Annotated in this window: 23 protein-coding genes; 3 read left to right on the top strand and 20 right to left on the bottom strand. The window is 69.6% G+C overall.

Annotated features, from left to right (window positions below; all coding sequences use genetic code 11):
- Nucleotides 1–8: 8 nt before the first annotated feature.
- Nucleotides 9–791, bottom strand: coding sequence for an IclR family transcriptional regulator (locus tag OIE53_RS20915; protein WP_327027311.1), 783 nt, complete (start codon nt 789–791; stop codon nt 9–11).
- Nucleotides 792–945: 154 nt separating this feature from the next.
- Here OIE53_RS20915 and OIE53_RS20920 point away from each other — a divergent pair, with 154 nt between their 5' ends.
- The gene (locus OIE53_RS20920) at nt 946–2,142 is read left to right on the top strand and encodes an MFS transporter (RefSeq protein WP_327023218.1); all 1,197 of its coding nucleotides are present in this window, start codon (nt 946–948) and stop codon (nt 2,140–2,142) included.
- A 45-nt stretch (nt 2,143–2,187) separates the two neighbouring features.
- The gene (locus OIE53_RS20925) at nt 2,188–3,288 is read left to right on the top strand and encodes an IS30 family transposase (protein WP_442791349.1); all 1,101 of its coding nucleotides are present in this window, start codon (nt 2,188–2,190) and stop codon (nt 3,286–3,288) included.
- A gap of 77 nt (nt 3,289–3,365) precedes the next feature.
- Here the strand turns inward: OIE53_RS20925 and OIE53_RS20930 are convergent, their stop codons facing one another.
- Nucleotides 3,366–4,433 (bottom strand): polyprenyl synthetase family protein, encoded by a 1,068-nt coding sequence (locus OIE53_RS20930; RefSeq protein WP_327027314.1) that lies wholly within the window; start codon nt 4,431–4,433, stop codon nt 3,366–3,368.
- Between the two features lie 203 nt (nt 4,434–4,636).
- Here OIE53_RS20930 and OIE53_RS20935 point away from each other — a divergent pair, with 203 nt between their 5' ends.
- Nucleotides 4,637–6,019 (top strand): transposase, encoded by a 1,383-nt coding sequence (locus OIE53_RS20935; RefSeq protein ID WP_327023219.1) that lies wholly within the window; start codon nt 4,637–4,639, stop codon nt 6,017–6,019.
- A 129-nt stretch (nt 6,020–6,148) separates the two neighbouring features.
- On the opposite strand, the gene nuoN is transcribed toward OIE53_RS20935, so the two are convergent.
- The 18 genes from nuoN to OIE53_RS21025 all read right to left on the bottom strand — a co-directional run bounded on the left by nuoN (nt 6,149) and on the right by OIE53_RS21025 (nt 26,363).
- Nucleotides 6,149–7,699, bottom strand: a complete 1,551-nt coding sequence (gene nuoN, locus OIE53_RS20940; protein WP_327023220.1) for an NADH-quinone oxidoreductase subunit NuoN — start codon at nt 7,697–7,699, stop codon at nt 6,149–6,151.
- A 142-nt stretch (nt 7,700–7,841) separates the two neighbouring features.
- Nucleotides 7,842–9,374: an NADH-quinone oxidoreductase subunit M gene (locus tag OIE53_RS20945; protein ID WP_327023221.1), complete on the bottom strand. Its 1,533-nt coding sequence runs from the start codon at nt 9,372–9,374 to the stop codon at nt 7,842–7,844.
- Between the two features lie 100 nt (nt 9,375–9,474).
- Nucleotides 9,475–11,433: an NADH-quinone oxidoreductase subunit L gene (gene nuoL / locus OIE53_RS20950; RefSeq protein WP_327023222.1), complete on the bottom strand. Its 1,959-nt coding sequence runs from the start codon at nt 11,431–11,433 to the stop codon at nt 9,475–9,477.
- A gap of 12 nt (nt 11,434–11,445) precedes the next feature.
- A complete protein-coding gene (gene nuoK, locus OIE53_RS20955) occupies nt 11,446–11,763 on the bottom strand; it encodes an NADH-quinone oxidoreductase subunit NuoK (protein ID WP_131307288.1) in 318 nt (105 codons plus the stop codon).
- Entirely contained in the window at nt 11,760–12,530 is a 771-nt protein-coding gene (locus OIE53_RS20960) for an NADH-quinone oxidoreductase subunit J (RefSeq protein ID WP_327023223.1), read from the bottom strand. Before OIE53_RS20960 ends, nuoK begins: the two co-directional genes overlap by 4 nt.
- Nucleotides 12,527–13,150, bottom strand: coding sequence for an NADH-quinone oxidoreductase subunit NuoI (nuoI, locus tag OIE53_RS20965; protein ID WP_327027315.1), 624 nt, complete (start codon nt 13,148–13,150; stop codon nt 12,527–12,529). The genes OIE53_RS20960 and nuoI overlap by 4 nt, the downstream gene beginning before the upstream one ends.
- A gap of 16 nt (nt 13,151–13,166) precedes the next feature.
- Nucleotides 13,167–14,513, bottom strand: a complete 1,347-nt coding sequence (gene nuoH, locus OIE53_RS20970) for an NADH-quinone oxidoreductase subunit NuoH (protein ID WP_327023224.1) — start codon at nt 14,511–14,513, stop codon at nt 13,167–13,169.
- On the bottom strand, nt 14,510–17,005 hold the full coding sequence (locus tag OIE53_RS20975; protein WP_327023225.1) for an NADH-quinone oxidoreductase subunit G: 2,496 nt from the start codon (nt 17,003–17,005) through the stop codon (nt 14,510–14,512). The genes nuoH and OIE53_RS20975 overlap by 4 nt, the downstream gene beginning before the upstream one ends.
- Nucleotides 17,005–18,321 carry an NADH-quinone oxidoreductase subunit NuoF gene (gene nuoF, locus OIE53_RS20980; protein ID WP_327023226.1) on the bottom strand — a complete coding sequence of 439 codons (1,317 nt, stop codon included), beginning with the start codon at nt 18,319–18,321 and terminating at the stop codon, nt 17,005–17,007. Before nuoF ends, OIE53_RS20975 begins: the two co-directional genes overlap by 1 nt.
- The gene (nuoE, locus tag OIE53_RS20985; RefSeq protein WP_327023227.1) at nt 18,318–19,346 is read right to left on the bottom strand and encodes an NADH-quinone oxidoreductase subunit NuoE; all 1,029 of its coding nucleotides are present in this window, start codon (nt 19,344–19,346) and stop codon (nt 18,318–18,320) included. Before nuoE ends, nuoF begins: the two co-directional genes overlap by 4 nt.
- Nucleotides 19,343–20,668: an NADH-quinone oxidoreductase subunit D gene (locus tag OIE53_RS20990; protein ID WP_327023228.1), complete on the bottom strand. Its 1,326-nt coding sequence runs from the start codon at nt 20,666–20,668 to the stop codon at nt 19,343–19,345. The genes nuoE and OIE53_RS20990 overlap by 4 nt, the downstream gene beginning before the upstream one ends.
- Nucleotides 20,665–21,396 (bottom strand): NADH-quinone oxidoreductase subunit C, encoded by a 732-nt coding sequence (locus tag OIE53_RS20995; RefSeq protein WP_327023229.1) that lies wholly within the window; start codon nt 21,394–21,396, stop codon nt 20,665–20,667. The genes OIE53_RS20990 and OIE53_RS20995 overlap by 4 nt, the downstream gene beginning before the upstream one ends.
- The gene (locus tag OIE53_RS21000) at nt 21,393–22,070 is read right to left on the bottom strand and encodes a NuoB/complex I 20 kDa subunit family protein (protein WP_013731019.1); all 678 of its coding nucleotides are present in this window, start codon (nt 22,068–22,070) and stop codon (nt 21,393–21,395) included. Before OIE53_RS21000 ends, OIE53_RS20995 begins: the two co-directional genes overlap by 4 nt.
- A gap of 13 nt (nt 22,071–22,083) precedes the next feature.
- Nucleotides 22,084–22,449 carry an NADH-quinone oxidoreductase subunit A gene (locus tag OIE53_RS21005; protein WP_327023230.1) on the bottom strand — a complete coding sequence of 122 codons (366 nt, stop codon included), beginning with the start codon at nt 22,447–22,449 and terminating at the stop codon, nt 22,084–22,086.
- A 97-nt stretch (nt 22,450–22,546) separates the two neighbouring features.
- Nucleotides 22,547–23,821 carry a geranylgeranyl reductase family protein gene (locus tag OIE53_RS21010; protein WP_327023231.1) on the bottom strand — a complete coding sequence of 425 codons (1,275 nt, stop codon included), beginning with the start codon at nt 23,819–23,821 and terminating at the stop codon, nt 22,547–22,549.
- 170 nt (nt 23,822–23,991) lie between these two features.
- Nucleotides 23,992–24,219: a hypothetical protein gene (locus OIE53_RS21015; protein WP_327023232.1), complete on the bottom strand. Its 228-nt coding sequence runs from the start codon at nt 24,217–24,219 to the stop codon at nt 23,992–23,994.
- A 50-nt stretch (nt 24,220–24,269) separates the two neighbouring features.
- On the bottom strand, nt 24,270–24,980 hold the full coding sequence (locus OIE53_RS21020) for a demethylmenaquinone methyltransferase (protein ID WP_327023233.1): 711 nt from the start codon (nt 24,978–24,980) through the stop codon (nt 24,270–24,272).
- A 198-nt stretch (nt 24,981–25,178) separates the two neighbouring features.
- The gene (locus OIE53_RS21025; protein WP_327023234.1) at nt 25,179–26,363 is read right to left on the bottom strand and encodes a hypothetical protein; all 1,185 of its coding nucleotides are present in this window, start codon (nt 26,361–26,363) and stop codon (nt 25,179–25,181) included.
- Between the last annotated feature and the right edge of the window lie 99 nt (nt 26,364–26,462).

Here is a 26,462-nt window from a genome sequence, read left to right on the forward strand (position 1 = left end):
GGGCCGGCTCAGCTCTCCGTGGCCAGGCTGTCGGCGATCGCCCGGGCGGCGGTGAGCAGCTTCGTCCGCACCACCCGGGCGGAGGTCATCATCTCGCTGGCCGGCAGCGCGCAGGCCAGTACGGTCCGCCGCTCGATGTCCTTGTCCGGGCCGATCAGCACGGCGGCACAGGCCACCCCCTGCCGGAACTGGCCCAGTTCCAGTTGCATCCCACGACGCTCCCCGGCCGCCAGATCGGCCTCGAAGGCCTCCGGGGTGCACAGGGTGGCGCTGGTGAACGGGCGCATACCGTACTCACGGAGATAGCGGTGGCGTTGCTCGACCGTCAGGGTGGCCAGCAGGGCCTTGCCGAGGGCGGTCGCGTGGGCCCCCTCGTCGAACCCCGGCACGAGATCCTCCAGATAGGGCGAACGGGCACCCTCCGCCACCGCGGTGATCGCCACCTGCCCGCCGACGAACCGGCCCAGGTAGTGACTCCAGCCGGTCTCGACGGCCACCCGGCGCAGGGTCTCCCCGACCGCAGGCGACCCCCGGAAGGCGGCGACCAACTCGCGATAGCGGTCGGCCACCTCCAGGCCCACGATGTACGTGCCGTCCTCCCGACGGATCACATATCCCTCATAGGCCAGGGTCCGCACCAGGTGGTACGTGGTGGCCACGGTCAGCTCGCAGCGTCGGGCGATCTGTTTCACCGTCAGCCCGCGCGGGGCACGGCCGACCGCTTCGAGCACTCGAAGTGCGCGGGACACACTCCGGATGAGATCCGAAGGCTCCGCCAGGGGGTCGCGCACAACCACCTCCGCCACCAGGGACTTACACCATATGAAAAAGCGGCCCCAGGCGAAATCCCTGATCGGATGGATGACGCAGGCGGATGGCGTACATGAAGTGATCTCGGTTGCACTTCGTGGCGCCGCGCCGGTACTCGCATAGGTTGAGCTGACCATGACCGACACCGCCTCCCCTCCCGATCCGACCGTCGGCACCAGGCCGGTCCGAGCCAGCGCGGTGGCCGTCGTGGTGACCATCGCCTGCGTCCTGCCGGTCTTCCTGGTCGGTGGTCTGGCCGTGCAGATGCGGGAGGAACTGACCTTCTCCCCCGCCGGGCTCGGGCTGGTCGTCGCGGCCTACTTCGGGGTGGGCGCGCTCGCCTCCGTGCCCACCGGGGCTCTGGTGGAGCGTTGGGGCGGAGCCGTGGTGGCCCGCGCCGGCATCCTCGTCTCCGCCACCTGCCTGCTCGCCGTGGCGGTGCTGGCCCGGTCGTACCCGGTGCTGCTCGGCCTGCTCGCGGTGGCCGGCACCGCGAACGCGCTCGGCCAACTCTCCAGCAACGTGCTGCTCGCCCGGCACGTACCGATACGGCGGCAAGGCCTGTCGTTCGGCATCAAACAGGCCGCCATCCCGGTCTCCACCCTGCTGGCCGGAGCCGCGGTGCCCGTTTTCGCCCTCACCGTCGGCTGGCGCTGGGCGTTCGTGGCCGCTGCCGCTGCCGTGCTGGCCACCCTGCCGGCCGTACCCGCACAGCCGGCGCAGTCCGCTCGCCGGTCCGTGCGGGGTGCCGGGCGCGGGACGTTCCCGCTGGTGGTGGTCGGCATCGCCGCGACGCTCGCCGCCGGGGCTGCGGGAGGGCTCGGCACATTCGTGGTGGACGCGGCCGTCGATCGGGGACTCGAACCGGCGCTGGCCGGGCTGACCCTGACCCTCGGCAGCGCGGCCTGCATCACGGCCCGGGTCGGTCTCGGGTGGCTGGCCGACCGCCGCTCGGGTGGGCACGTCACGGTCATCGCCGGCATGCTCGTCGTCGGGGCGTTCGGGCTGGCCCTGCTCGCGATGGCCGGCCCAGGCCCCCTGGTGGTCGGCGTACTGCTCGGCTTCGCCCTGGGCTGGTCCTGGCCGGGGCTGATGAACTTCGCGGTGGTCCAGCTGCATCCCCAGGCGCCAGGGACCGCCACCTCGATCACCCAGACCGGGGTGTACGCCGGCGCCGCCCTCGGCCCGCTGACCCTCGGCCCGCTCGCCGCCGCTGCCGGCTATCCGACGATGTGGCTCACCGCAGCCACTGCCATGCTCATCGCCGCCGCCCTGATGCTCACCGCCACCCGCCTGCTGTCCGCCCACTCCACACCCGCCCCATCGCGTTGATCATGAGGTTAGCGGTGGGTTGAAGATGGCGGATTCTAGGGTTCAGTGCAACTGATCTTGGTTGTGCTGGAGGTGTTGGTGGCGAGGCCGGGTGTGGTGACGTTCGGACATCGGCAGGTGTTGGAGCACTTGTGGGGGTCGGGGCGGACGATCTCGCAGATCGCGGGGTTGTTGGGGTTGCCGGTGTGCACGGTGTCGCGTGAGGTGGCGCGGTATCACAGTGCGCGGCATGGGACGAAGAATCCGCTCGGGCGGTCGTTGCCGTCCGGGCGGGCTCGTCGGCCGTATCGGTGGGGGTATCAGGCGCAGTGGGCGCAGCGGCGGGCGGAGGCGGCTCGACGGCGGCCGAAGGTGGTGAAGCTTCGGTCGGGCACGCGGCTGCGGGACATGGTGGCGGGGAAACTGGCGCGTAGGTGGTCTCCGAAGCAGATCGCCGCGTGGTTACGGGCCACGTACGCCGACCGGCCGGAGTTGCAGGTGTCCCACGAGACGATCTACCAGGCGATCTACGTGCAGTCGCGGGGCAACCTGCGGGTGGAGTTGGGTCGGCAGGTCGCGCTGCGTTCGGGTCGTACCCAACGGCGTGCGCGGTCACGAACCGCGGGCGCGGCCCGCAGCCGACCCTGGGTCGGGGACCTGCACATCAGCGCCCGACCCGCCGAGGCCACCGATCGGGCCGTGCCCGGACACTGGGAAGGTGACCTGGTCATCGGCAAGGCCGGCGCCTCGGCGATCGTGACCCTGGTCGAACGCACCACCCGCTACGTCATGCTCGGCGCACTACCCCAGGGCCGCGACAGCGAAGCCGTCATCGGCGTCCTCACCACCCTGACCACCCGCATGCCCACCCACCTACGCCGCTCCCTGACCTGGGACCAGGGCAGCGAGATGGCCACCCACCCACAGTTCACCATCACCACCGGCTGCCCGGTCTACTTCTGCGACCCCCACAGCCCCTGGCAACGCGGCAGCAACGAGAACACCAACGGACTCCTACGCCAGTACTTCCCCAAGAACAGCTACGACTTCCGCACCATCGACCAGACCGGCCTGGACGACGTCGCCCACGAACTCAACACCCGACCCCGCGAAACGTTGGGCTGGGACACCCCAGCCCAACGCCTGGCCCAACTCATCACTACCTAACGATTGCACTCACCCCTTGACCCCGCCGATCAACTACTGCCGCCAACCTCATGATCAACCAGAGGGTGGGGGGAGGGTCAGCTGGTGCGGTCGGCGATGTGGTCGCAGAGGGATTCCAGGGCCCGCCGGGCCGGGATCTGCGGCAGGGGGGCCAGCTGTGCGCGGGCGTCCTCAGCGTAGCTGCGGACGGTCTCCCGGGCCCGCTTGAGCGCCGCGGACTCCCGCAGCAGACCCAGGGCCTCGGCGTGCAGGGCGTCGTCCGTCAGCGGCCCGGTGGCCAGGATCTCCCGCAGCCGCACCGAGGCGGCGTCGGTGTCGTCCGCGGCCAGGGCGTACAGCACCGGCAGGGTGGGCACCCCCTCCCGCAGGTCGGTGCCGGGGGTCTTGCCCGACTCGGTGGACTCGCTGGCGATGTCCAGCAGGTCGTCGGAGAGCTGGAAGGCCGCCCCGATGGTCTCGCCGTAGCCGGCCAGCGCCGCGACATGCTCGGGCGAGGCACCCCCGAACAGGCCGCCGAAGTGCGCACTGGTGGCGATCAACGAGCCGGTCTTCTCCGCGATCACGTGCAGGTAGTGGGAGACCGGATCGTCACCGGCCCGCGGCCCGACGGTCTCGGCGATCTGGCCGTGCACCAGCCGGGCGAAGGTGCGGGCCTGCAGGCGTACCGCCTCGGGGCCCAACTCGGCCGCGACGTCCGCAGCCCGCGCGAAGAGGTAGTCGCCGACCAGAATGGCCACCGAGTTGGTCCAGCGCGAGTTGGCGCTCGGGGCGCCCCGACGCACCGGGGCCTCGTCCATCACGTCGTCGTGGTACAGCGTGGCCAGGTGGGTCAGCTCCACCACCACGGCGGCCGACACGATCTCCGGCCGGCTCGGGTCACCGAACTGCGCGCCCAGGGCCACCAGCAGGGGCCGGAACCGCTTCCCACCGGCATCCGCCAGGTGCCGGGCGGCCTCGGTCACGAACGGATCGGCACTGGCGACCGTGTCGCGCAGTTCCGCCTCGACCGCCTCCAGCAGACCCAGCACGGACTCCTCCGTGCGAGAGTCAGCGAGATGAAAGCCGAGCGCGCCGAACTGACCTGCGCCAAGTCGGTTCCGGCGGCCACCGGAGCCGGTGCCATCCGAACGCTCGCCACCGCTAATCCCCACGACTCCACCATGCCACACGGCCTCTACCTGCACCGGACCGGGGATACACGGCGAGGGCCGGCCCACAGTCGTGGGCCGGCCCTCCTCGTGTTTTGACCATCGGGGGGATTCGTGGTGGTCGAGGTCTAGCGGAATGGGGAGGACCCTGTCCATGATCTGAGTTCTCACACAAAGATCATCAATGGGCAGGGTCCTCGATGAGCAGAGTAACGGCTACCGGTACCGGTGACAGGGGGCTGGGCCGGATCTTGTTGGATTCGTGGCGGCGGGAGTTGTACGAGGGCGTCCTCGTGTCCCGGTCGAGGACGTTGTTCTCGCTGGTCGACGAGTTGGCCGCCGATCAGGGACGGTGTGGCTGCCCGGCGCATCTGTCGCTGGGCACCGTGACCGGGCACGCCGCGGCGTACCGGGCGTTACGCGACGGTGAGATCGACACCGGCCGGGCGTTGCGGGCGGCGTGCCGGATCGCTCAGCGTGCCGGCCTGCCGCGGGTGTACGCCGTCGACACCACCGCCTGGCCCCGGCCGAACGCGCCGACCAGCCCGGACCGGCAACCGCAGTACACCCCGGGCGGCCCGCGCGGCGCGGCGCTGATCAAGACCGGGTGGCGGTATCAGCACGTCGTCCGGTTGACCCTGACCCCGGACTCGTGGGTCGTGCCGGTCCTGGTCGACCGCATCACCTCCGACGACGACCTGGTCGAGGTCACCGTCGGCCACATCGCACAGGTCTGCGCAGCCGACGGCGCCCGCCCGGGCGACCCGTCGCTGTTCCTCCTCGATTCCGGCTACCCCGCGGCCCGGATCACCCACCTGATCCGCGAACGCAGGATTCCCGCGGACGTCCTGGTCAGGCTCGCGACCTCGCAGACCATGTGGACCAGACCCGAACGCCGGGCCGCGCACCCCCTCGGAGGCCGGCCCCGCCGACACGGATTCCGGCTGACCCTGCGCGAACCCGACCTACACCCGGACGCCGGTGTCAGCGGCCCGGTCGGCATCTACGGCACCGTCACCGTCCGGGCCTGGCACCACGTCCACCCCAAACTCACCCGGACCAGCCGCGGCTTCACCGACCAGACCACCCTCCCGATCGTCGAAGGCACCGTGCTCCTCGCCCGAGTCCAGCACCTACGCCCCAGCCGCCGCGCCGGCGACCTCGCACTCTGGTACTCCGGCACCCGCCACGACCTGCTCACCCTCGTCATGACCTACCTGACCCGCTACGACATCGAGCACTACTTCCGCTACCTGAAGACCACCGCCCACGCCCCGGACTTCCACCCCCGCCAACCCGACACCCTGACCACCTGGCTCCGCCTACACGCCTACGCCTACCTACACCTGTTCTGCACCCGCACCCACCTCACCCACCACCGGCTGCCCTGGGAACCCGCCACCACCACCCCGACTCCCGGCCAGACCCGCCGACAGGTTTCGCCCGCTCTACGCAACGCCTGGCAACCACCAGGCCACCCGAAACCCGGCCACCCCGGACCCGGCCGCCCCGCCGGAAAACGCCGCAAACGCCGCACCCGCTACCCCGTCATCCGCAAGAACGCCATCCACAAGGGCAAATAACACCCCACCCCCACACCACCACGAACACACCCACACCACATCGCCAGACCACCCTGCCCACACAACGGTCAAAACACGAGGAGGGCCGGCCCACAGTCGTGGGCCGGCCCTCGTCAGCAGGGTCTACCGCTACCGCACGAACTCAGCCGCATTGGAGGCCAGGTCCAGCAGTGGTGCCGGTGCCACGCCGAGGACCAGGGTGGCGAGCACACCGATCACCAGGGCCGCCGAGGTCAGCCCACCGGGCACGGTGACCGTGGGGGTCGACTCACCCGGCTCGGACAGCCACATCATCACCACGACCCGCAGGTACGGGAAGGCCAGCACCATGCTGGTCAGCACACCCGCGATCACCAACCAGACCTGCCCGCCCTCCAGGGCCGGCCCGAAGACCGCGAACTTGCTGGTGAACCCGCTGGTCAGCGGGATACCGGCGAAGGCCAGCAGGATGAAGGTGAACACGGCCGCGTACAGCGGGGAACGCCGACCCAGGCCCGCCCAGCGGGACAGGTGGGTGGCCTCGCCGTCGGCGTCCCGCACCAGGGTCACCACCGCGAAGGCCGCCAGCACCGCGAAGCCGTACGCGACGAGGTAGAACATCGTGCCGGAGAGCCCGTCCGCGCCCGGAGCCAGCACACCGACCAGCAGGTACCCGGCGTTGGCGATGGAGGAGTACGCCAGCAGCCGCTTGATGTCGGTCTGGGTCACCGCGAACACCGCGCCGACCAGCATGGTGAGCACCGCCACCACACCGAGCACCGGGGTGAAGTCCCAGCGGGCACCCTCGAAGGCGACATGGAACACCCGCAGCAGGGCACCGAAGGCGGCCACCTTCGTGCAGGCGGCCATGAAACCGGTCACCGGGGTAGGCGCACCCTGGTACACGTCCGGGGTCCAGACGTGGAAGGGGGCCGCGGCGGCCTTGAACAGCAGACCGATCGCCACCAGGGCCATACCGGCGAACAGCAGCACCGGGCTCTGCGTCGAGTTGGCCACCGCCGCGTGCAGGGTGGCGAAGTCGACCCCGGCCGGGCGGTCGCCCAGCCCGGCGGTGAACCCGTAGAGCAGGGCCAGACCGAACAGGAAGAAGGCCGAGGCGTACGCGCCGAGCAGGAAGTACTTCATCGCGGCTTCCTGGCTCAGGATCCGCCGACGACGCGCCAGCGCACAGAGCAGGTACAGCGGCAGCGAGAAGACCTCGAGGGCGATGAACATGGTCAGCAGGTCGTTCGCCGAGACGAAGACCAACATGCCACCGACCGCGAAGGTGACCAGGGGATAGACCTCGCCGGCGCCGCCGGCGCGCTCCATCTGCCGCCGGTCGTCCGGGGAGTCGGCGGTGATGGCGGCCTGGGCGACGAACGCGCCACCCCGCTCGATGGCCCGCTCACCGATCAGCAGCAACGCCACCGCCGACAGGACCAGGATCCCGCCCTGGAGGAACAGGGTGGGCCCGTCGATGGCGATCACCCCGATGGTGATCAGCCGCTTGTCGGCGTTGAACACCACCATGGTCAGGGCGGCGAGCACCGCCAGCAGCGCCAGCGGCAACTGGATGGGGTGCCGCAGGCGGCGAGGCACGAACGCCTCGACCAGCACCCCGACCACCGCCGCGCCCATCATGATCAGGATCGGCGCGAGTGCCGCGTAGTCGATCGGCGGCAGTTCAAACTCGTTCACTGAACCCACCCTCCGTTCGCGACTGCGGGGCTCGCAAGCTCACTCCTCGCGCTCACCAGACCAAACCTTTCGTTCGCGACTGCGGTAATCCGCTGCGCTGCGTTCCCCGCGCTCACCGGACCAGCAAGCTCACTGCGCGCACTCACCGGGCGGCCTCCTGCACGGTCTCTGCCGTCGGAGCCGGGTCGGTCCGGCCGACATCCTGCATGGTCGCCTGGATGGCGGGGTTGATCACGTCCGTGACCGGCTTGGGGTAGAAGCCGAGCAGCACGATCAGGGCGATCAGCGGCGCGACCACGAACTTCTCGCGGAGGTTCAGGTCCCGCTTCATCCCGTCGATCTTGGTGAGCTCCGGGTTGAGGGTGCCCTGCGTGGTGCGCTGCACCATCCAGAGCACGTACGCGGCGGCCAGGATGATGCCCAGGGTGGCGATCACCGCGACCGGCTTGTTAACCGTGAAGGTGCCGATCAGCACCAGGAACTCGGAGACGAACGGCGCGGTACCGGGCAGGGCCAGGGAGGCCAGACCGGCGAAGAAGAGCACCCCGGCCAGCACCGGCACCAACTTGCCGGCACCACCGAAGTCGCTGATCAGCGCCGAACCCCGACGGGTGACCAGCATGCCGACCACCAGGAACAGCAGCCCGGTGGCGAGGCCGTGGTTGACCATGTAGAGCACCGCACCCGTACCGGCCTGGGTGGTGAAGGCGAAGATGCCGACCCCGATGAACCCGAAGTGGGCGATCGAGGTGTACGCCACCAGCCGCTTCAGGTCGTTCTGCCCCACCGCCAGCAGGGCGGCGTAGATGATGCCGATCACCGCGATGGCCAGCGCCCAGGGCGCGAACCACTGCGCCGCGTCCGGGAACAGCGGCAGGCAGTAGCGCAGGATGCCGAAGGTGCCCACCTTGTCCAGCACCCCGACGAGCAGGGCGGCGGCTCCGGCCGGCGCCGCGCCACCGGCGTCCGGCAGCCAGGTGTGGAACGGGAAGAACGGCGCCTTGATCGCAAAGGCGATGAAGAACCCGAGGAACAGCCAGCGCTCCGCCCCGGTGGAGATGTCCACCTGGGACAGCGCCACCCAGTCGAAGGTCTTGCCGCCGACCACCCATAGGCCGATCACCGCGGCCAGCATGAACAGACCGCCGACCAGGGAGTAGAGGAAGAACTTGACCGCCGCGTACTGCCGCTGGTGGCCGCCGTAGCTGCCGATCAGGAAGTACATCGGCACCAGCATGACCTCGAAGAACACGTAGAACAGGAAGATGTCGGCGGCGGCGAAGACACCGAGCATCGTGCATTCGAGGACCAGCAGCAGTGCGAAGTAGGCCGGCACCGAGCGCTTCGAGGACTCCGCGTCGTGCCAGGAGGCCAGGATCACCAGGGGCACCAGCACCGCGATCAGCATCAGCATGACAAGCGCGATGCCGTCGGCGGCGAAGGTGAAGTTGACCCCCCAGTTGGGGATCCACGGGTACGACTCGTGGAACTGGAAGCGCTCGCCGTCGACCTGCCAGGTCACCCACATGACCACGGACAGGGCGAGTACCAGCAGAGACCAGCCGAGCGCGACCTGCTTGGCCAGCGTCGGCCGACTGCGCGGCAGGAGGGCGACCACCACTGCGCCGACCAGCGGCGCCACGGTGAGCACCGAGAGGAACGGGAAGTCGGACATTATGCGGCCTTACCTCCGTCGTCGAAGCGCGGTCCGCCGGTGACGGCCGCCTGGGAGAGTGTCGGGAAAGCCGCGCGGTTCCCCGACCCCGGAAGGTGGATCACGCGAACCACCCCGCCTGCACGGCCAGGAAGGCGGCCACCACCAGCAGCGCGCCGGTCAGGATCGAGGTGGCGTACGACCGGACGAAGCCGGTCTGCATCCGCCGCAGGCGGCTGGAGCCACCGCCGACACCGGCGGCGAGACCGTTGACCAGTCCGTCGATGCCCCGGTTGTCCAGGTAGACCAGCGCCCGGGTGAGGAAGATGCCCGGCTTCTCGAAGACCGCCTCGTTGACCGTGTCGGTGTAGAGGTTCTTGCGGGCGGCGGTGACCAGCACCCCGGCCGGCTGCGGCTCGATCGCCGTACCGCCACGGAACATGACCCAGGCCAGCAGCGCACCGAGCGCGGTGACACCCAGCGACAGCGCCACGATCGCCCAGTGCGGCAGCACTGCGTCGTGGTGCGCCTCGGTCGCACCCAGACCGGCCGTGGCGGTCAGCCAGTCCGGCACCGAGGTGGCCAGCAGCCAACCGGCGCCGAGGGAGCCGATGCCGAGCAGGATCAGCGGGATGGTCATCAGCGGCGGGGACTCGTGCGGGTGCTCGATGTCCGTGGTCCACCGCTTCGGCCCGTGGAAGGTCAGGATGAACAACCGGGTCATGTAGAAGGCGGTCAGCGCGGCACCGAACACCGCGGCCCCACCGAACAGCCAGGCCGTCCAGCCCTCCCGCTCGAAGGCGGCGGCGATGATCGGCTCCTTGGAGAAGTACCCGGAGAACGGGATCATGCCGATGATGGCCAGCCAGCCCGCACCGAAGGTCAACCAGGTGATCTTCATGTACTTGGAGAGGCCACCGAAGCGGCGGATGTCCACCTGATCCTTCATGCCGTGCATCACCGAGCCGGCACCGAGGAACATGTTGGCCTTGAAGAAGCCGTGCGCCAGCAGGTGCACGATGGCCAGCCCGTACGCCGCGCCGCCCAGGCCGACACCGAGGAACATGTAGCCGATCTGGCTGACGGTCGACCAGGCCAGCACCCGCTTGATGTCGTCCTTGGCGCAGCCGATGATCGCGCCCATCACCAGGGTCAGCGCGCCGACGCTCACCACCACCAGTTGCAGGGTGGTGTTCGCCGAGAAGATGATGTTGGACCGGGCGATCAGGTAGACACCCGCGGTGACCATCGTCGCGGCGTGGATGAGCGCCGACACCGGGGTCGGGCCCTCCATGGCGTCCGGCAACCAGGCCTGGAGCGGGAACTGACCGGACTTACCGGCCGCACCGAGCAGCAGCAGCAGGCCGAGCACCAGCACGGTACCGCCGGCCAGTGCGCCGACGCCGTTGAAGACCTCGTCGTACTGGGTGGTGCCCAGGGTGGCGAACATGATGAAGATCGCGATGGCCAGACCGGCGTCGCCGACCCGGTTCATCAGGAAGGCCTTCTTACCGGCGGTGGCCGCGGCCGGCTTGGTGTTCCAGAAGCTGATCAGCAGGTACGACGCCAGACCGACGCCCTCCCAGCCGAAGTACAGCATCACGTAGTTGTTGCCGAGGACCAGCAGCAGCATGGCCGCGACGAACAGGTTGAAGTAGGCGAAGAACCGCCGACGACCCGGGTCGTGCGCCATGTACTCGACCGCGTACAGGTGGATCAGGAAACCCACCCCGGTGATCAGCAGGACGAAGACCCCGGCCAGCGGGTCGAACAGCAGGCCGAAGTCGACGTGCAGGCCACCGACCGCGATGAAGTCCCACAGGCTCAGTTGAACCGACTTGTTCTCCAGGCCCCGCAGGCCGAGGAAGTAGGTCAACCCGAGCACGAACGCCGCGCCGACGGAGGCGACGCCGAGCCAGTGCCCCCAACGGTCGGCCCGCCGTCCGAGCAGCAGCAGCACCGTCGCGCTGATCAGCGGGATCGCCACCAGCAGCCAGACGCTGCTCAGCAGGCCGTCGGCCGTCGCGTACGAGACCGTCTCGGCCGGAGCAGCCTGGGCGTACGTCAGAATTTCGTCCACCGGTGGGCCCCTCTAGTACTTCAGCAGGTTGGCGTCGTCGACGCTGGCGGAGCGCCGGGTGCGGAAGATCGCCATGATGATGGCCAACCCGACCACGACCTCGGCCGCCGCCACCACCATCACGAAGAACGCCATGATCTGGCCGTTGAGGTCACCGTTCATCCGGCTGAAGGTGACCAACGCCAGGTTGGCCGCGTTGAGCATCAGCTCGACACACATGAACAGCACGATCGCGTTGCGCCGGATCAGCACCCCGGCCGCGCCGATGGTGAACAGCACCGCGGCGAGGACGAGGTAGTAGTTCGGCTCGACCGAGAAGAAGTCACTCATTTCTCAGTGCCCTTCAGGGTGGTCTCCTCGGCGGTCAGCTCGCGCACCGGGAGGATGTCCGGCGTGCTCCGGTCGCTCAACCGGCCGTCCGGCAGGCGGGCCGGGGTGGCGACCGAGGAGGAGGTGGCGAAGACACCCGGGCCGGGCTTCGGGCCGGGGTAGTTGCCGGGCACGAAGCGGGCCTTCATGGTGGCCACCTGGTCGCGCCGGTCCTCCTTGCGCCGCTCGACGTGCGCCAGGATCATGCCGCCGATGGTGGCGGTGATCAGCAGCGCCGCGGTCAACTCGAACGCGAAGACGTAGTCGGTGAACAGCAGCCGGGCGATGCCCTGCACGTTGCCGCCCGCGTTGGCCTGCTCCAGGCCGACCGGGACGGTGTCCTGGGTGGCCCGGTAGACACCGCTGCCGAGCAGGCCGGCGAAGCCCACCCCGAGCCCGATCGCGGCGATCCGCTGCCCGCGCAGCACCTCGATCAGCGAGTCGGAGGCGTCCCGGCCGACGAGCATCAGGACGAACAGGAAGAGCATCATGATCGCGCCGGTGTAGACGATGATCTGCACCATGCCGATGAAGGGCCCCGCCTGGAGCACGTAGAACACGCCCAGGCTGAGCATGGTCAGCACCAGCCAGAGCGCCGAGTGCACCGCGTTCCGCGCCGCGATCATGCCGATCGCGCCGACCAGCGCCAGCGGGGCGAGGATCCAGAAGGTCACCGCCTCCCCGCCGGAGACCGCCCCCGCGGCGGCGAGCACCGTCGACGTGGTCATGCCGTCTCTCCCTTTTCCGCCGCAGCCCGCTGGGCGGCCTGCTCGGCACCGGGGAAGGTGACCCCCGGGTGCTCGTCCACCTGGTAGCGGCCCGGCCCCATCGGCGAGCGCTCGGCCCCGGCCGAGGTGCCCGGGTTGGTCAGGCTGCCGACGTAGTAGTCCTTCTCGCTGTCACCGAGACGCATCGGGTGCGGCGGCTGCTCCATCCCTTCCAGCAGGGGCGCGAGCAACTGCTCCTTGGTGAAGATCAGATCCTGCCGGTTGTCCCGGGCCAGCTCGTACTCGTTGCTCATGGTCAACGAGCGGGTCGGGCAGGCCTCGATGCACAGTCCGCAGAAGATGCACCGTGCGTAGTTGATCTGATAGACGCTGGCGTATCGCTCGCCCGGCGAGAACCGCTGCTCGTCGGTGTTGTCGCCACCCTCGACGTAGATCGCGTCCGCCGGGCAGGCCCAGGCGCACAGCTCACAGCCGATGCACTTCTCCAGACCGTCCGGGTGACGGTTGAGGATGTGCCGCCCGTGGTAGCGGGGCGCCGGGGTCGGCGGGGTGAACGGGTAGTCCGTGGTGACGACCTTCTTGAACATGTGCGAGAAGGTGACCCCGAAGCCCTTGAACATTCCGGTGATCGCCACGTCACACCTCCTCAGAGTCCTGGCCGGCGGGGGCGTTGGCCGGCTCCCGCTCGGCGACCATGCGCCGGGTACGCGGGCTCGGTGGTACCTGAAGGTCCAGCGGGGGCAGCGGGAAGCTGCCCTGCGGCCGGTTCTCGATCTGCTCGGCCAGGCTCGGCTTCTGCTCCGGCTTACGGTTGGGCCAGAACAACGCGGCGATCAGTCCGAGACCACCGAGTACGCCGAACACCACCAGCCGGTCGTTGCGCTCCCAGTCCTGCACCTTGAGCCAGGTCGCCAGGAAGACGATCCAGACCAGGCTGACCGGGATGAGCACCTTCCAACCCAGACGCATGAGCTGGTCGTAACGGAGCCGGGGCAGGGTGCCGCGCAGCCAGACGAAGACGAAGACCAGCAGGATGACCTTGGCGAAGAACCAGAGCATCGGCCACCAGCCGGAGTTGGCACCCGACCAGATGCTGATCGGCCACGGCGCGTACCAGCCGCCGAGGAAGAGGGTCACGGTGAACGCCGACATGGCGACCATCGCGACGTACTCGCTGAGCATGATCAGGGCGAACTTCAGCGAGCTGTACTCCGTCATGAAGCCCGCGACCAGCTCCGACTCCGCCTCGGGCATGTCGAAGGGCGGCCGGTTGGTCTCACCGACGATGGAGATGAAGAAGACCACGAAGCTCGGGAAGAGCAGCAGCGCGTACCAGCCCGGGCCGGGAAGCTCCGCGCCGAACAGGTTCAGGGTCACACCCTGGCCCTGGGCGGCCACGATCTCGCTGGTGGACATCGTGCCGGCGAGCATGAACACCGCCACGATGGACAGACCCAGCGACACCTCGTACGAGATCAGCTGGGCGGTCGAGCGCAGACCACCGAGCAGCGGGTAGGTCGAGCCGGAGGCCCAACCGGCCAGCACGATGCCGTACACCGCCATCGAGGACAGGGCCAGCACCACCAGCACCGACACCGACACGTCCGTGACCTGCAACGGGGTCTGGTGGCCGAAGATGCTCACCATCGGGCCGAACGGGATCACCGCCAGCATGGTGACCGCGCAGATCATCGAGATGGCCGGGGCGAAGAAGTAGATGACCTTGTCCGCCGCCTTCGGGAGGATGTCCTCCTTGAAGGCCATCTTCAGGCCGTCGGCGAGGGTCTGGAGCAGACCGAAGGGGCCCAGCTGGTTCGGGCCCGGCCGGACCGCCATCCGACCCACGACCCGCCGCTCGAACCAGACACCGAGCAGGGTGCCGAGCAGAGCGACGACGAAGGCGAAGAGCACCTTGCCGAGGATCAGCCACCACGGGTCGTGGCCGAAGTCCGTCAGCGACGGGGCCTGAGCTAGCGGGTTCATGCGACACCCCCGGAGGAGTTGAGAAGCGGGCCCGGACGGCCGGCCGCGTCGGCGGCTACCGACTCGGTAGTGCCGGGGACGGAGATCCGCACCACCGCGCCGGAGGTCGCACCCAGGCTGCGTCGCACGGTCGAGCCGGGCGAGTTGGTGGGCAGCCAGACGACGCCGTCCGGCATCTCGGTGATCGCCGCCGGGAGGGTCAACGCCCCCCGGTCGGTGCCCACCGTCACCGGGTCGCCGTCGGCGACACCGAGGGTTTCGGCGGTGCCCTTGCCCAACCGGACCACCGGCGGACGGGCGGTGCCACCCAGGTACTCGTCACCGTCGGTGAGACTGCCCAGGTCGATCAGCTGGTGCCAGGTCGCCAGGACCGCTTCGCCAGCACCCGGCTGCGGCACCGCACTCGCCGAGACCGCGGGAGCCGCCGGCCGGGTCATCCGGGTCACCGGCAGTCCGCCCAGCTCACGGCGGACGCTCAGCACGTCCCCGGTGCCCAGCCGCACGTCCAGTTGCGCGGCCAGCGCGTCGAGCACCCGGCCGTCCGTCATCGCGGCGGTGGTCAGCACGGCCTCGAACGGACGCAGCCGGCCCTCCCAGTCCAGGAAGCTGCCGGCCTTCTCGGCCACCGCGGCGACCGGCAGGACGACATCCGCCCGGCGGGTCACCGCAGTGGCCCGCAGCTCCAGGCTGACCAGGAACGGCACCGCCTCCAGGGCCTGCTCGGCCAGCCGGGGGTCGGCCAGGTCTGCCGGGTCGACCCCGGCCACCACGAGCGCACCGAGCTGGCCGGCGGCAGCGGCGGCGAGGATGCCGTCGGTGTCCCTGCCGGCCTGGCTCGGGATCACCCCGGCCGGGATGTCCCAGGCCTCACCGAGCTCGGCACGGGCGGTCGGCTCGGTGACCAGACGCCCACCGGGCAGCAGGTTCGGCAGACAACCGGTGTCGACCGCGCCGCGGTCACCGGCGCGCCGTGGCACCCAGGCCAGCTTCGCACCGGTACGCGCGGCCACCTCGGCGGCGGCGGAGAGACCACCCGGCACGGTGGCCAGGCGCTCGCCGACGATCAGGATCGCACCCTCGGCGCTGAGCGCCTCGGCGACCGTGGCGTGCTCGGCGAGCACCCCGGCCTCCTCGCCCGGCACCACCCGGGCCAGCTTGGCCCCGAGCTTCTCCAGGCCGCGAGTGGCGAACGGGGCGATCGCGTACACCTTGAGCTTGTTCTTCAGGTACGCCTTGCGCAGGCGCAGGAAGAGGATCGGGCACTCCTCCTCCGGCTCCAGGCCGACCAGCACCACGGCCGGGGCCTTCTCGACGTCGGCGTAGGTGACCTCGGTGCTGCCGGCGACCGTGCTGGCCAGGAAGTCGGCCTCCTCGCGGGAGACCGGCCGGGCCCGGAAGTCGATGTCGTTGGTGTTCAGTGCCACCCGGGCGAACTTCGCGTACGCGTAGGCGTCCTCGACGGTCAGCCGGCCACCGGTGAGCACCCCGGTCCCCTGACCGCCGTCCCGGGCGGCCCGCAGGCCCTCGGCGGCGACCTGAAGGGCCTCGCTCCAGGAGGCCTCCCGCAGCTCACCGGTGCTCTGGTCGCGGACCAGGGGGGTGGTGAGCCGGTCGGCGGCGCGGGCGTACTGGAAGCCCCAGCGGCCCTTGTCGCAGTTCCACTCCTCGTTGACCTGCGGGTCGTCGCCGGCCAGCCGACGCAGCACCTTGCCCCGACGCCAGTCGGTGCGCTGGGCGCAGCCGGCCGAGCAGTGCTCGCAGACGCTGGGGGTGGAGACCAGGTCGAAGGGGCGGGCGCGGAACCGGTACTGGGTGCCGGTCAGGGCGCCGACCGGGCAGATCTGCACGGTGTTGCCGGAGAAGTACGAGTTGAACGGAACGTCCCCCTCGTCGCCTTCCTCACCGTACGCCTCGTCCCGGTAGATGTTGATCTCCTCGGCGGACGAGCGGTTCATCAGGTCGATGAACTTGTCGCCGGCGATCTCCTCGGAGAACCGGGTGCAGCGCTGGCAGAGCACGCACCGCTCGCGGTCGAGCAGCACCTGGGTGCTGATCGGCAGCGGCTTCGGGTACTCCCGCTTGTGCTCGTGGAACCGGGAGTCCGTACGACCGGTCGACATGGCCTGGTTCTGCAGCGGGCACTCGCCGCCCTTGTCACACATCGGGCAGTCGAGGGGGTGGTTGACCAGCAGCAGCTCCATGATCCCCTCCTGCGCCTTCTTGGCGACCGGAGAGGTGAGCTGGGTACGGACCACCATGCCCTCGGCCACCGTCTGGGTGCAGGAGGCGACGGGCTTGCGCTGCCCCTCCACCTCCACCAGGCACTGCCGGCAGGCACCGGCCGGGGCCAGCAGCGGGTGGTCGCAGAACCGGGGGATCTCGGTGCCGATCTGCTCGGCCACCCGGATCAGCAGCGCCCCCTTGGGGGCGGTGACCTCGACACCGTCGATGGTGAGGGTGACCGTCTCGGTCGACTTCGCTACGTCCGTCATTAGTGGGCTCCCACCAACTGCTTGTCGGACAACTTCGGCGCAGTCCGGCCCTCGATGTAGTCGAGGTAGTCCTGCTTGAAGTACTTCAGGGAGGAGGTCACCGAACTCGTGGCGCCGTCACCCAGGCCACAGAACGAACGACCGAGGATGTTGTCGCAGGTGTCGAGCAGGGTGTCCAGGTCGTCGTGGGTGCCCTGACCGGCCAGGATGCGCCGGTAGACCCGCACCATCCAGTAGTTGCCCTCCCGGCACGGGGTGCACTTGCCGCACGACTCGTGGTGGTAGAACTCCAGCCACCGGTAGGTCGCGTAGACCGGGCAGTCCTGGTCGGAGAAGATCTGGGTGGCCGTGGTGCCGAGGATCGAGCCGGCCGCGGCGACCCCCTCGAAGTCCATCGGCACGTCCAGGTGCTCCGCGGTGAGCAGCGGGGTCGAGGAGCCACCCGGGGTCCAGAACTTCAGGTTGTGCCCCGGCTGCATCCCACCGGCCAGCTCGATCAGCTCGCGCAGGGTGATGCCGAGGCCGCACTCGTACTGGCCCGGGTTGGCGATCCGGCCGGAGAGCGAGTAGATCATCGGGCCGGCGGACTTCTCCGTACCCATGGACTTCCACCAGTCGGCGCCAGCGAGCACGATGTACGGCACGCTGGCGATGGTGCCGACGTTGTTGACCACGGTGGGGCTGGCGTACAGGCCGTGGGTGGCCGGGAACGGCGGACGCAGTCGGGGCTGCCCCCGGAAGCCCTCCAGGGAGTCCAGCAGGGCGGTCTCCTCGCCGCAGATGTACGCCCCGGCGCCGGAGTGCACCACCAGTTCGAGGTCGAAGCCGCTGCCCAGGATGTTCTTGCCCAGGTAGCCCTTGGCCTTGGCCTCCTGCACGGCGTTGCGCAGCCGACGCGCGGCGTGCACCGCCTCGCCCCGGATGTAGATGTAGGCCCGGTTGGCCCGGATCGCGTACGAGGCGATGATCACGCCCTCGACCAGCGAGTGCGGGTCGTGGGTCATCAGCGGCAGGTCCTTGCAGGTCCCCGGCTCGCCCTCGTCGGCGTTCACCACGAGGTAGTGCGGCTTGCCGTCACCCTGCGGGATGAAGCCCCACTTGAGGCCGGTCGGGAAACCCGCGCCACCCCGGCCCCGCAGGCCGGAGTCCTTCACCAGCTGGATCAGGTCGTCCGGGTGGGCCTTCAGCGCCTTGCGCAGCGCCGCGTACCCGTCGAGCTTCTCGTAGGTGCCGATCCGCCAGGCGTCCGGCGACAGCCAGCGCTTGGTCAGCACCGGCGTCAGCTTGGCCAGGGTCTCGGGCCGAGGCGTGGTCACTTCTGAGCCCCCTTGTCGTTCGCGGCGTCGCCGGTGGCGGACTCCGCTTCGCTGAGGTTGCGCTCCTGCGCCTCGGCGTCGTCGCCGGCGGGCTTGGCGTCGGCGGCCGGCTTGTTGGCCGCCACTCCGGCCGCCTGGGCCGCCTGGGCGTCAGGCGACGTGGGCGCCGCACCGTCGGTCGGGACCTTGGTGCCGGGGGCGTCCGGCACGGCGGTCTTCGCGTCCGGCTGGCGGGTCTCGGCGGTACGCACCTGCGGCGACTTGCGGTCCGGCGCCGCCACGTCCGGGGCGGTGCTGCCGGTCGGTGCCGCCTTGGCCGGGGCCGGCTTCTCCTCCGCCTTGCCGCTGCGGATCGGGGTGTTCGGGTCGAAGCCCGGAGCGGAGACGCCGTGCTGCTGGGCCAGCAGCAGACCCCGCAGGGAGGGCTCACCCGGCACGCCGTCGGCGACCGCACCCTCGCGCTCGTCGGCGAACCCGGCGAGCTGGACCGACATCTCCTTGAGGGTGCAGAGGCGGGCACCCCGACTCGGGGTGGGCCGGCCACCGGCCCGCAGCTCGTCGACCAGGCCCACCGCAGTCTGCGGGTCGACTCCGTCGAAGAAGTCGTAGTTGACCGTCATCACCGGGCCGTAGTCGCAGGCCGCCAGGCACTCGGCGTGCTCCAGGGTGATCTTGCCGTCTTCGGTGGTCTCGTCGTGCCCGACACCGAGGTGCTCGGTGAGGGTGTCGTAGACCTCCTGGCCACCCAGCACGTTGCACATGGTGTTCGTGCAGACGCTGACCAGGTAGTCACCGGTGGGCCGGCGCTTGTACATGGTGTAGAAGCTGGCGACCGCGCCGACCTGGGCCTTGTTCAGGCCGAGGACCTCGGCGCAGAACGCCACGCCGGCGGGAGAGACGTAGCCCTCCTCGGACTGCACCAGGTGCAGCAGGGGCAACAGGGCCGAGCGCGACCGGTCGGCCGGGTAACGGGCGATGATCTCCCGCGCCCGGGCCCGGGTCTCGTCGGTGAAGACCGTAGTCACCGGTCACAACCTCCCATCACGGGGTCCAGCGAAGCGCCGCCGGCGATCACGTCGGCGATCAGGCCGCCCTCGGCCATCGCCGGCAGGGCCTGGAGGTTGACGAAGCTGGGTTCCCGGTAGTGCACCCGGTACGGCCGGGTACCACCGTCGGAGACCGCGTGCACGCCCAGCTCACCGCGAGGCGACTCGACGGCCACGTACACCTGGCCCGGCGGCACCCGGAAGCCCTCCGTCACCAGCTTGAAGTGGTGGATCAGGGACTCCATCGACTGCCCCATGATCTTGGCGACGTGCTCCAGGGAGTTGCCCATGCCGTCGACCCCGATGGCCAGCTGGGCCGGCCAGGCGATCTTCTTGTCGGCCACCATCACCGGGCCGGGCTTGAGCCGGTCGACCGCCTGCTCAATGATCTTGAGGGACTCCCGCATCTCGGCCATCCGGACCAGGTAGCGGCCCCAGACGTCGCCGTCGGTGTGGGTCGGCACGTCGAACTCGTACGTCTCGTAGCCGCAGTACGGCATGGTCTTGCGCAGGTCCCAGGCCAGGCCTGCGGAGCGCAGCACCGGGCCGGTGACGCCGAGGGCCACACAGCCGGTGACGTCGAGCACGGCGATGTTGCGGGTCCGCTCCAACCAGATCGGCTGACCGGAGAGCAGGTCCTCGTACTCCTTGAGCCGCTTCGGCAGCAGCTTGAGGAACTCGCGGATCTTGACGATCGCCTCGTCCGGCACGTCCTGGGCGACACCGCCCGGCCGGACGTACGCGTGGTTCATCCGCAGGCCGGTGATCAGCTCGAAGATCTCCAGGACGTACTCACGGTCCCGGAAGCCGTAGAGCATCATGTTGATCGCGCCCAGCTCCATGGCCGTGGTGGCCACCCAGACCAGGTGCGAGGAGATCCGGTTCAGCTCCATCATGAGCACCCGGATGGTGTTGGCCCGCTCGGTCACCTCGTCGGTGATGCCGAGCAGCTTCTCCACCGCCAGGGAGTACGCCGTCTCGTTGAAGATCGGCGAGAGGTAGTCCATCCGGGTCACGAAGGTCGAACCCTGGACCCAGTTGCGGTACTCCAGGTTCTTCTCGATGCCGGTGTGCAGGTAGCCGACGACCGAGCGGGCCTCGCGGACCGTCTCGCCCTCCAGCTCCAGGACCAGTCGGAGCACCCCGTGGGTGGAGGGGTGCTGCGGGCCCATGTTGACGACGATCCGACCCTCGTTGATCGGGTCGACCCCCGAGACCACGTCGTCCCAGTCCCCGCCGGTGACGTTGAAGACGCGACCCTCGGTGGTCTCGCGCTCGGTGGCGTAGTTCGACGCACTCATTGGTACGACCTCCGCTTGTCGGGCGGCGGAATCTCGGCGCCCTTGTACTCCACGGGCACGCCGCCGAGGGGGTAGTCCTTACGCTGCGGGTGACCCTCCCAGTCGTCCGGCATGAGGATCCGGGTCAGCGCCGGGTGACCGTCGAAGATGACGCCGAACATGTCGTACGCCTCCCGCTCCTGCCAGTCGGCCGTCGGGTAGACGGCGGTGACACTCGGCAGGTGCGGCTCCTCGGCGGAGACCGCGACCTCCAGCCGGACCCGTCGCCGGTAGGTCATCGAGGTCAGCAGGTAGACCACGTGCAGCCGCCGGGCGTCGGCGCCGAGGTAGTCCACCCCGGAGACCGAGGAGCACAGCTCGAAGCGCAGCGCCGGGTCGTCCCGCAGCACCTGGCAGACCTCGGCGATGCGCTCCGGCCGGATGTGCAGGGTCAGCTCGCCACGGTCGACCACGACCTGCTCGATCGCCTCGCCGAAGGCCGGGTAGGCCTCCTCCAGGGCGTCGTGCACCTCGTCGAAGTAGCCACCGTACGGCCGGGGTGAGCTCTCGATCGGGCGGTGCGGTCGGACCAGACCACCGAACCCGGAGACGTCGCCGGTGCCCTGGTTGCCGAACATGCCCCGCCCGGCCGGTGCGGCCGGAGGAAGCTCGGCGGGAGCACCGCTGGTGGCCCCGGCCGGCGTCACCGGAACCGGTACGCCGCCGGTGCTCGGCTTGGAGTCAGTCACTTGATCCCCCGGTACGGCTGGAGGTGGTTCTGGGCCTTCATCCAGTTCTCGATCCGCAGCTGCTCCTCGCGGCCCTCGCGGACAGCCTTCGTCCACTCGGCCCGCCGGGCCTTGTCGCTGCGGTACGACGACGGCATCGAGCCGTAGGGCACCACCGGCACGTCACCGCGTGCCTCGCGGGCGGCCAGCATCTTGCGTCCGTTAGCCCCGAGCGGCTCGTGGCCGATCTTCTCGCGCAGCTTGAGGATCGCGTCGATGAGCATCTCCGGCCGGGGCGGGCAGCCGGGCAGGTACATGTCGACCGGTACGACGTGGTCGACGCCCTGCACGATGGCGTAGTTGTTGAACATGCCGCCGCTGCTGGCGCAGACGCCCATGGAGAGCACCCACCGGGGCTCGGCCATCTGGTCGTAGATCTGGCGCAGCACCGGGGCCATCTTCTGGCTGACCCGGCCCGCGACGATCATCAGGTCGGCCTGTCGGGGCGAGGCCCGGAAGACCTCCATGCCCCAGCGACCCATGTCGTAGTGGGGCCCACCGGCGGCCATCATCTCGATCGCGCAGCAGGCCAGGCCGAACGTGGCGCCCCAGACCGAGGACTTGCGCGACCAGTTGACCAGCTTCTCCACCGAGGTGAGCAGGACACCGGCGGGAAGTTTCTCCTCGATACCCATCTGGGTTCCTCCCTCAGTCCCAGTCCAGGCCGCCGCGACGCCACTCGTAGGCGTACGCGACGAAGACCGCACCGATGAACACGAACATGGCCACGAGCCCGAACACCGGTAGGGCGTCGAACGAGACCGCCCACGGGTAAAGGAAGATCATTTCCACGTCGAAGACGATGAAAAGCATCGCCGTCAGATAGAACTTGACCGGGAACCGGCTACCGCCGACCGGCTGCGGGCTGGGCTCGATCCCACACTCGTAGGCTTCGAGCTTGGCCTTGTTGTAGCGGCGGGGCCCGGTGAACCGGGTGGCGGCTATCGAGAACAGCGCGAAGGCCGCGGCGAGGGCGAACAGCCCGATGATGGGTACGTAAGGCGAGAGCGACATATTCTTCTCCTGCTCGTCCTTCCCTGCCCTCGTTCGTTGGCAAAATTCACACTATTCACAACCCACCCGACGACCTTCGGCGGGGTGGCCTCGCGCCCTATACCGCTGGCGCTACCCGGGTCATCGCATTGATCACCCGGTCCATCGCGTCACCGCCACGGGGGTCGGTGAGGTTGGCCAGCAGCTTGAGCACGAAGCGCATCAACGTCGGGTGCGGCATTCCGTGCTTCGTCGCCACCCGCATGATCTCGGGCCGGCCGATCAGCTTCACGAAGATCCCACCCAGCCGGTAGTAACCGCCGAAGCGCGTCTTCAGCTCCTGCGGGTACGCCATCAGGGCCCGCTCCCGCTCGGCACCGGCCGGCCGGGCCAGGGCCTGGGCGGCGACCTCCGCGGCCAGTTCGCCGGACTCCATCGCGTACGCGATGCCTTCGCCGTTGAAGGGGTTGACCATGCCGCCGGAGTCCCCTACCAGCATGACTCCGCGGGTGTAGTGCGGCACCCGGTTGAAGCCCATCGGCAGCGCCGCGCCGAGGGTCGACCCTTCGGCGTTGGCCTCGTCGGTCATCCCCCACTCCGGCGGGGTGTTGGCCAGCCAGTCGGTGAGCAGCCGCCGGTAGTTGGTCTTGCCGAAGGCCGAGGAGGAGTTCAGGATGCCCAGCCCGACGTTGACCCGGCCGTCACCCAGGCCGAAGATCCAGCCGTACCCGGGCAGCAGCTCCCCGGTGCCCTTGGCCCGCAGTTCCAGCCACGACTCCAGGTAGTCGTCGTCGTGCCGGACCTCGGAGCGGTAGTAGCGGCGCACGGCCACCCCGATCGGGCGGTCCTCCCGCTTGGCCAGTCCCAGGGCCAGGGGGAACCGGCCGGAGACTCCGTCGGCGGCGACCACCAGGGGCGCGTGGAAGGTGGCCGGGGCCTTGTCCGGGCCGGTCTCGGCCTCGACGCCGATCACCCGGCCGTTGCCGTCCAGCACCGGGCCGATGACGTTCACGCTGGTGCGCAGGTCGGCACCGGCGGAGACCGCCCGCTTGGCGAGCAGGTCGTCGAAGTCCAGGCGGGTACGCACCAGGCCGTAGTTCGGGAAGCTGGCCAGATCCGGCCAGTCCAGTTCCAGCCGGACGCCGCCACCGATCACCCGCAGGCCCCGGTTGTGCAACCAGCCGGCCTCGGGCGAGGTGTCCACACCCATGCGGATCAGTTGACGCACCGCGCGGGGGGTCAGCCCGTCACCGCAGACCTTCTCCCGAGGGAACTCGGTCTTCTCCAGCAGCAGCACGCGTACGCCGTGCCGAGCCAGGTGGTATGCGGTCGCCGAACCACCGGGACCGGCGCCCACGACGATCACGTCGGCGTCGTTCTCCACCGCGGTCATTTGCGCCTCCTCCCCGCGCGCTCGTGAAATGCTTCACAAGCCTGCCGAGACGAGTCTATGACCGTGGCCGTACGCTCGCGTTGTTAGGGCAACCTAACCTGGTGGAAACGAGTCCGTCACGGCTGCGTGCCATGCCTTTTCGTCGATTCGACCGGTTCGACCAGGCCGACCTAGCCCTTCGACCCGGGGGCCAGCCGCGCCGGACCGGCCGCATCCAGACCGGCCCGGATGGTCTCCGGCAGATGCTCACGCAGGGCACCCCCGGCGGCCCGGTCCAGGGCCGCCAGCACCTCGGACACCACCTGACGCACGTCCGCCGGATCCGCACCAGCCAGATCCCGCAGCTGCGCGACCAGTTCGGCGGCATCGCCGTCGGCCGCATCCCTCGGATCGGTCATGCCCGCCAGGATATGCGGTAAATCAACTGGTTTCTCCCGAATGTCGGCAATTACTGGCGGATTCCCCGGTGCAGGGCCACCACACCCCCGGTCAGGTTGCGCCAGGCCACCCGACCCCAGCCGGCCGCCTGCACCCGGGCCGCCAGGGCCGCCTGATCCGGCCAGGCCCGGATCGACTCGGCCAGGTAGACGTACGCGTCCGGGTTGCTGGAGACCGTCCGGGCCACCGCGGGCAGGGAACGCATCAGGTACGACAGGTAGACCGTCCGGAAGGCCGGGTTGACCGGGGTGCTGAACTCGCAGACCACCAGCCGGCCACCCGGCCGGGTGACCCGCGCCAGTTCGCGGAGCGCAGCGTCGGTGTCGTTGACGTTGCGCAGGGCGAAGGAGATGGTCACCGCATCGAAACTGGCGTCCGCGAACGGCAACCGCAGCGCGTCTCCGGCCAGCAGCGGCACCTGGGGTCGGGTGCGCTTGCCGGCGTACAGCATGCCGAGCGACAGGTCGGCGCCGACGGCGTACGCCCCGGAGTGGGCCAGTTCCTCCGTGGACACCCCGGTGCCCGCGCCCACGTCCAGCACCCGGTCACCGGGGCGCAGTTCCAGCGCGGACCGGGTGGCCCGCCGCCAGAACCGGTCCTGCCCGAAGGAGAGGACGGTGTTGGTCAGGTCATAGCGGGCCGCCACGCCGTCGAACATCGCGGCGACCTCGTGCGGCTGCTTGTCCAGGCTGGCTCGCTGGCCCTGCGGGGTACGACTCACCCCTCCACTCTGCCAGCCCGACCGGTGCCTGAGCGCGGGCAGGGTCGCCTGCCCCGGGGCGATCTTCACCACCCGGCAGCCGTCCGGACGGCCCGGCCGACCGTCCTGCGGACACAGTCAGGGCGAGATGGTCACCCATCTCGCCCTGACTGCCTTGCGTTATGTGAACGGCCCGTACGGGCCGATAGAGGACGAACCTCAGGCGGTCGTCTTCTCGTCACCCGGGGTCACCAGGACCACCCGGCGACGGCGAGCCAACAGGAACAGCACGGCACCGGCGACCACCACGGCCGCACCGACACCACCGATCAGACCGGCCTGCACACCGGTGACCGGCAGGCCACCGCCGCCGCCACCGTTCGGCGCGGCGAGGATCACCGCGAAGTCGTCGGTGTTGTCGGACGGGTCCAGGTCGGCGAAGTCGGACTCCTCGGCCTGCCGCACCTTGGCCTTGGCGAAGGCCGGCTTGGCGGCCTTCCGGTGGATCGCCGGCGAGTCGACCGGCAGCGCACCGAACGCGGTGGCCTCCAGCGAGCCGCCCTTCAGGGTGATCGGTGCCTCAAGGTCCCCATCCACCGTGATCGCCAGCTCAGCCTCGATGAGCAGGTTGGGTTCGAGCAGGAAGTTCTTGTCCTGGCAGATCACGGTGCGCCTGTCGTCGCCGATCTCGCAGCCCTCGATCGGCTCGAACTTCGCGCCCTTCGGCAACTGGAAGGTCAGCTTGAGACCCTCGGCGACCCGGTCACCCTGGTTGATGACCTGGCTGTAGACCAGGGCCGTGTCGCCGGGGCGCAGCGGACCCTTCTCCTTGCCACTGTCGAAGTCGAAGCGGGTCTTCACATCCGGCACGAACACCCCGAGGTCGACGCCGCTTTCCGGGGTCAACTCGACATCGACGTCGATGCTGTTGTTGCTGTCATCGGTGTCGTCATCGGACTCGATGCTGATCGTCACCGGCGCGGTCAGCGGCCCGGTGACCTTCTCGTCCATCTTGAACAGGACGATCGACACCTCGGAGGTCTCACCCGGACCGGGAATCTCTTCCTTGGCCAGCTCGCAGGTGAACAGTTCGGGCTTCGACTCGCCGATGACCTCGCACTCACCAAAGGAGAGCGGAACCAGCATCATCTTCTCGTCGTCCATCTTGGACACGTCGACCTTGACGAGCACCTTGCCCGGGGTGCCCTCGCCCTGGTTTGCGATCTTGATCCAGCCGTACTTGCCCTCGACGCCCTCGGTCATCCGGGTGCCGGCGGCGGTGACCGCCAGATCCGTCTCGGTGCCGGCCGCGTGGGCCGGCACACCGAACGCGGTGACAGCACCAGCGGCGAGCAATGCGGCCGCAGCGAGACTCGCGGCGCGGCGGGCACGGAAGATCATCAACTGGTCTCCCCAGTGAGGTATGGGAATGTACGGGCGGGGACGTTAGCGGTCCTCGATCACCCGCGCCACCCCGCAACGCCACCACAGCGGAACTGGTCA

The sequence above is a fragment of the Micromonospora sp. NBC_01739 genome, from assembly GCF_035920385.1.
Taxonomy (GTDB): Bacteria; Actinomycetota; Actinomycetes; order Mycobacteriales; family Micromonosporaceae; genus Micromonospora.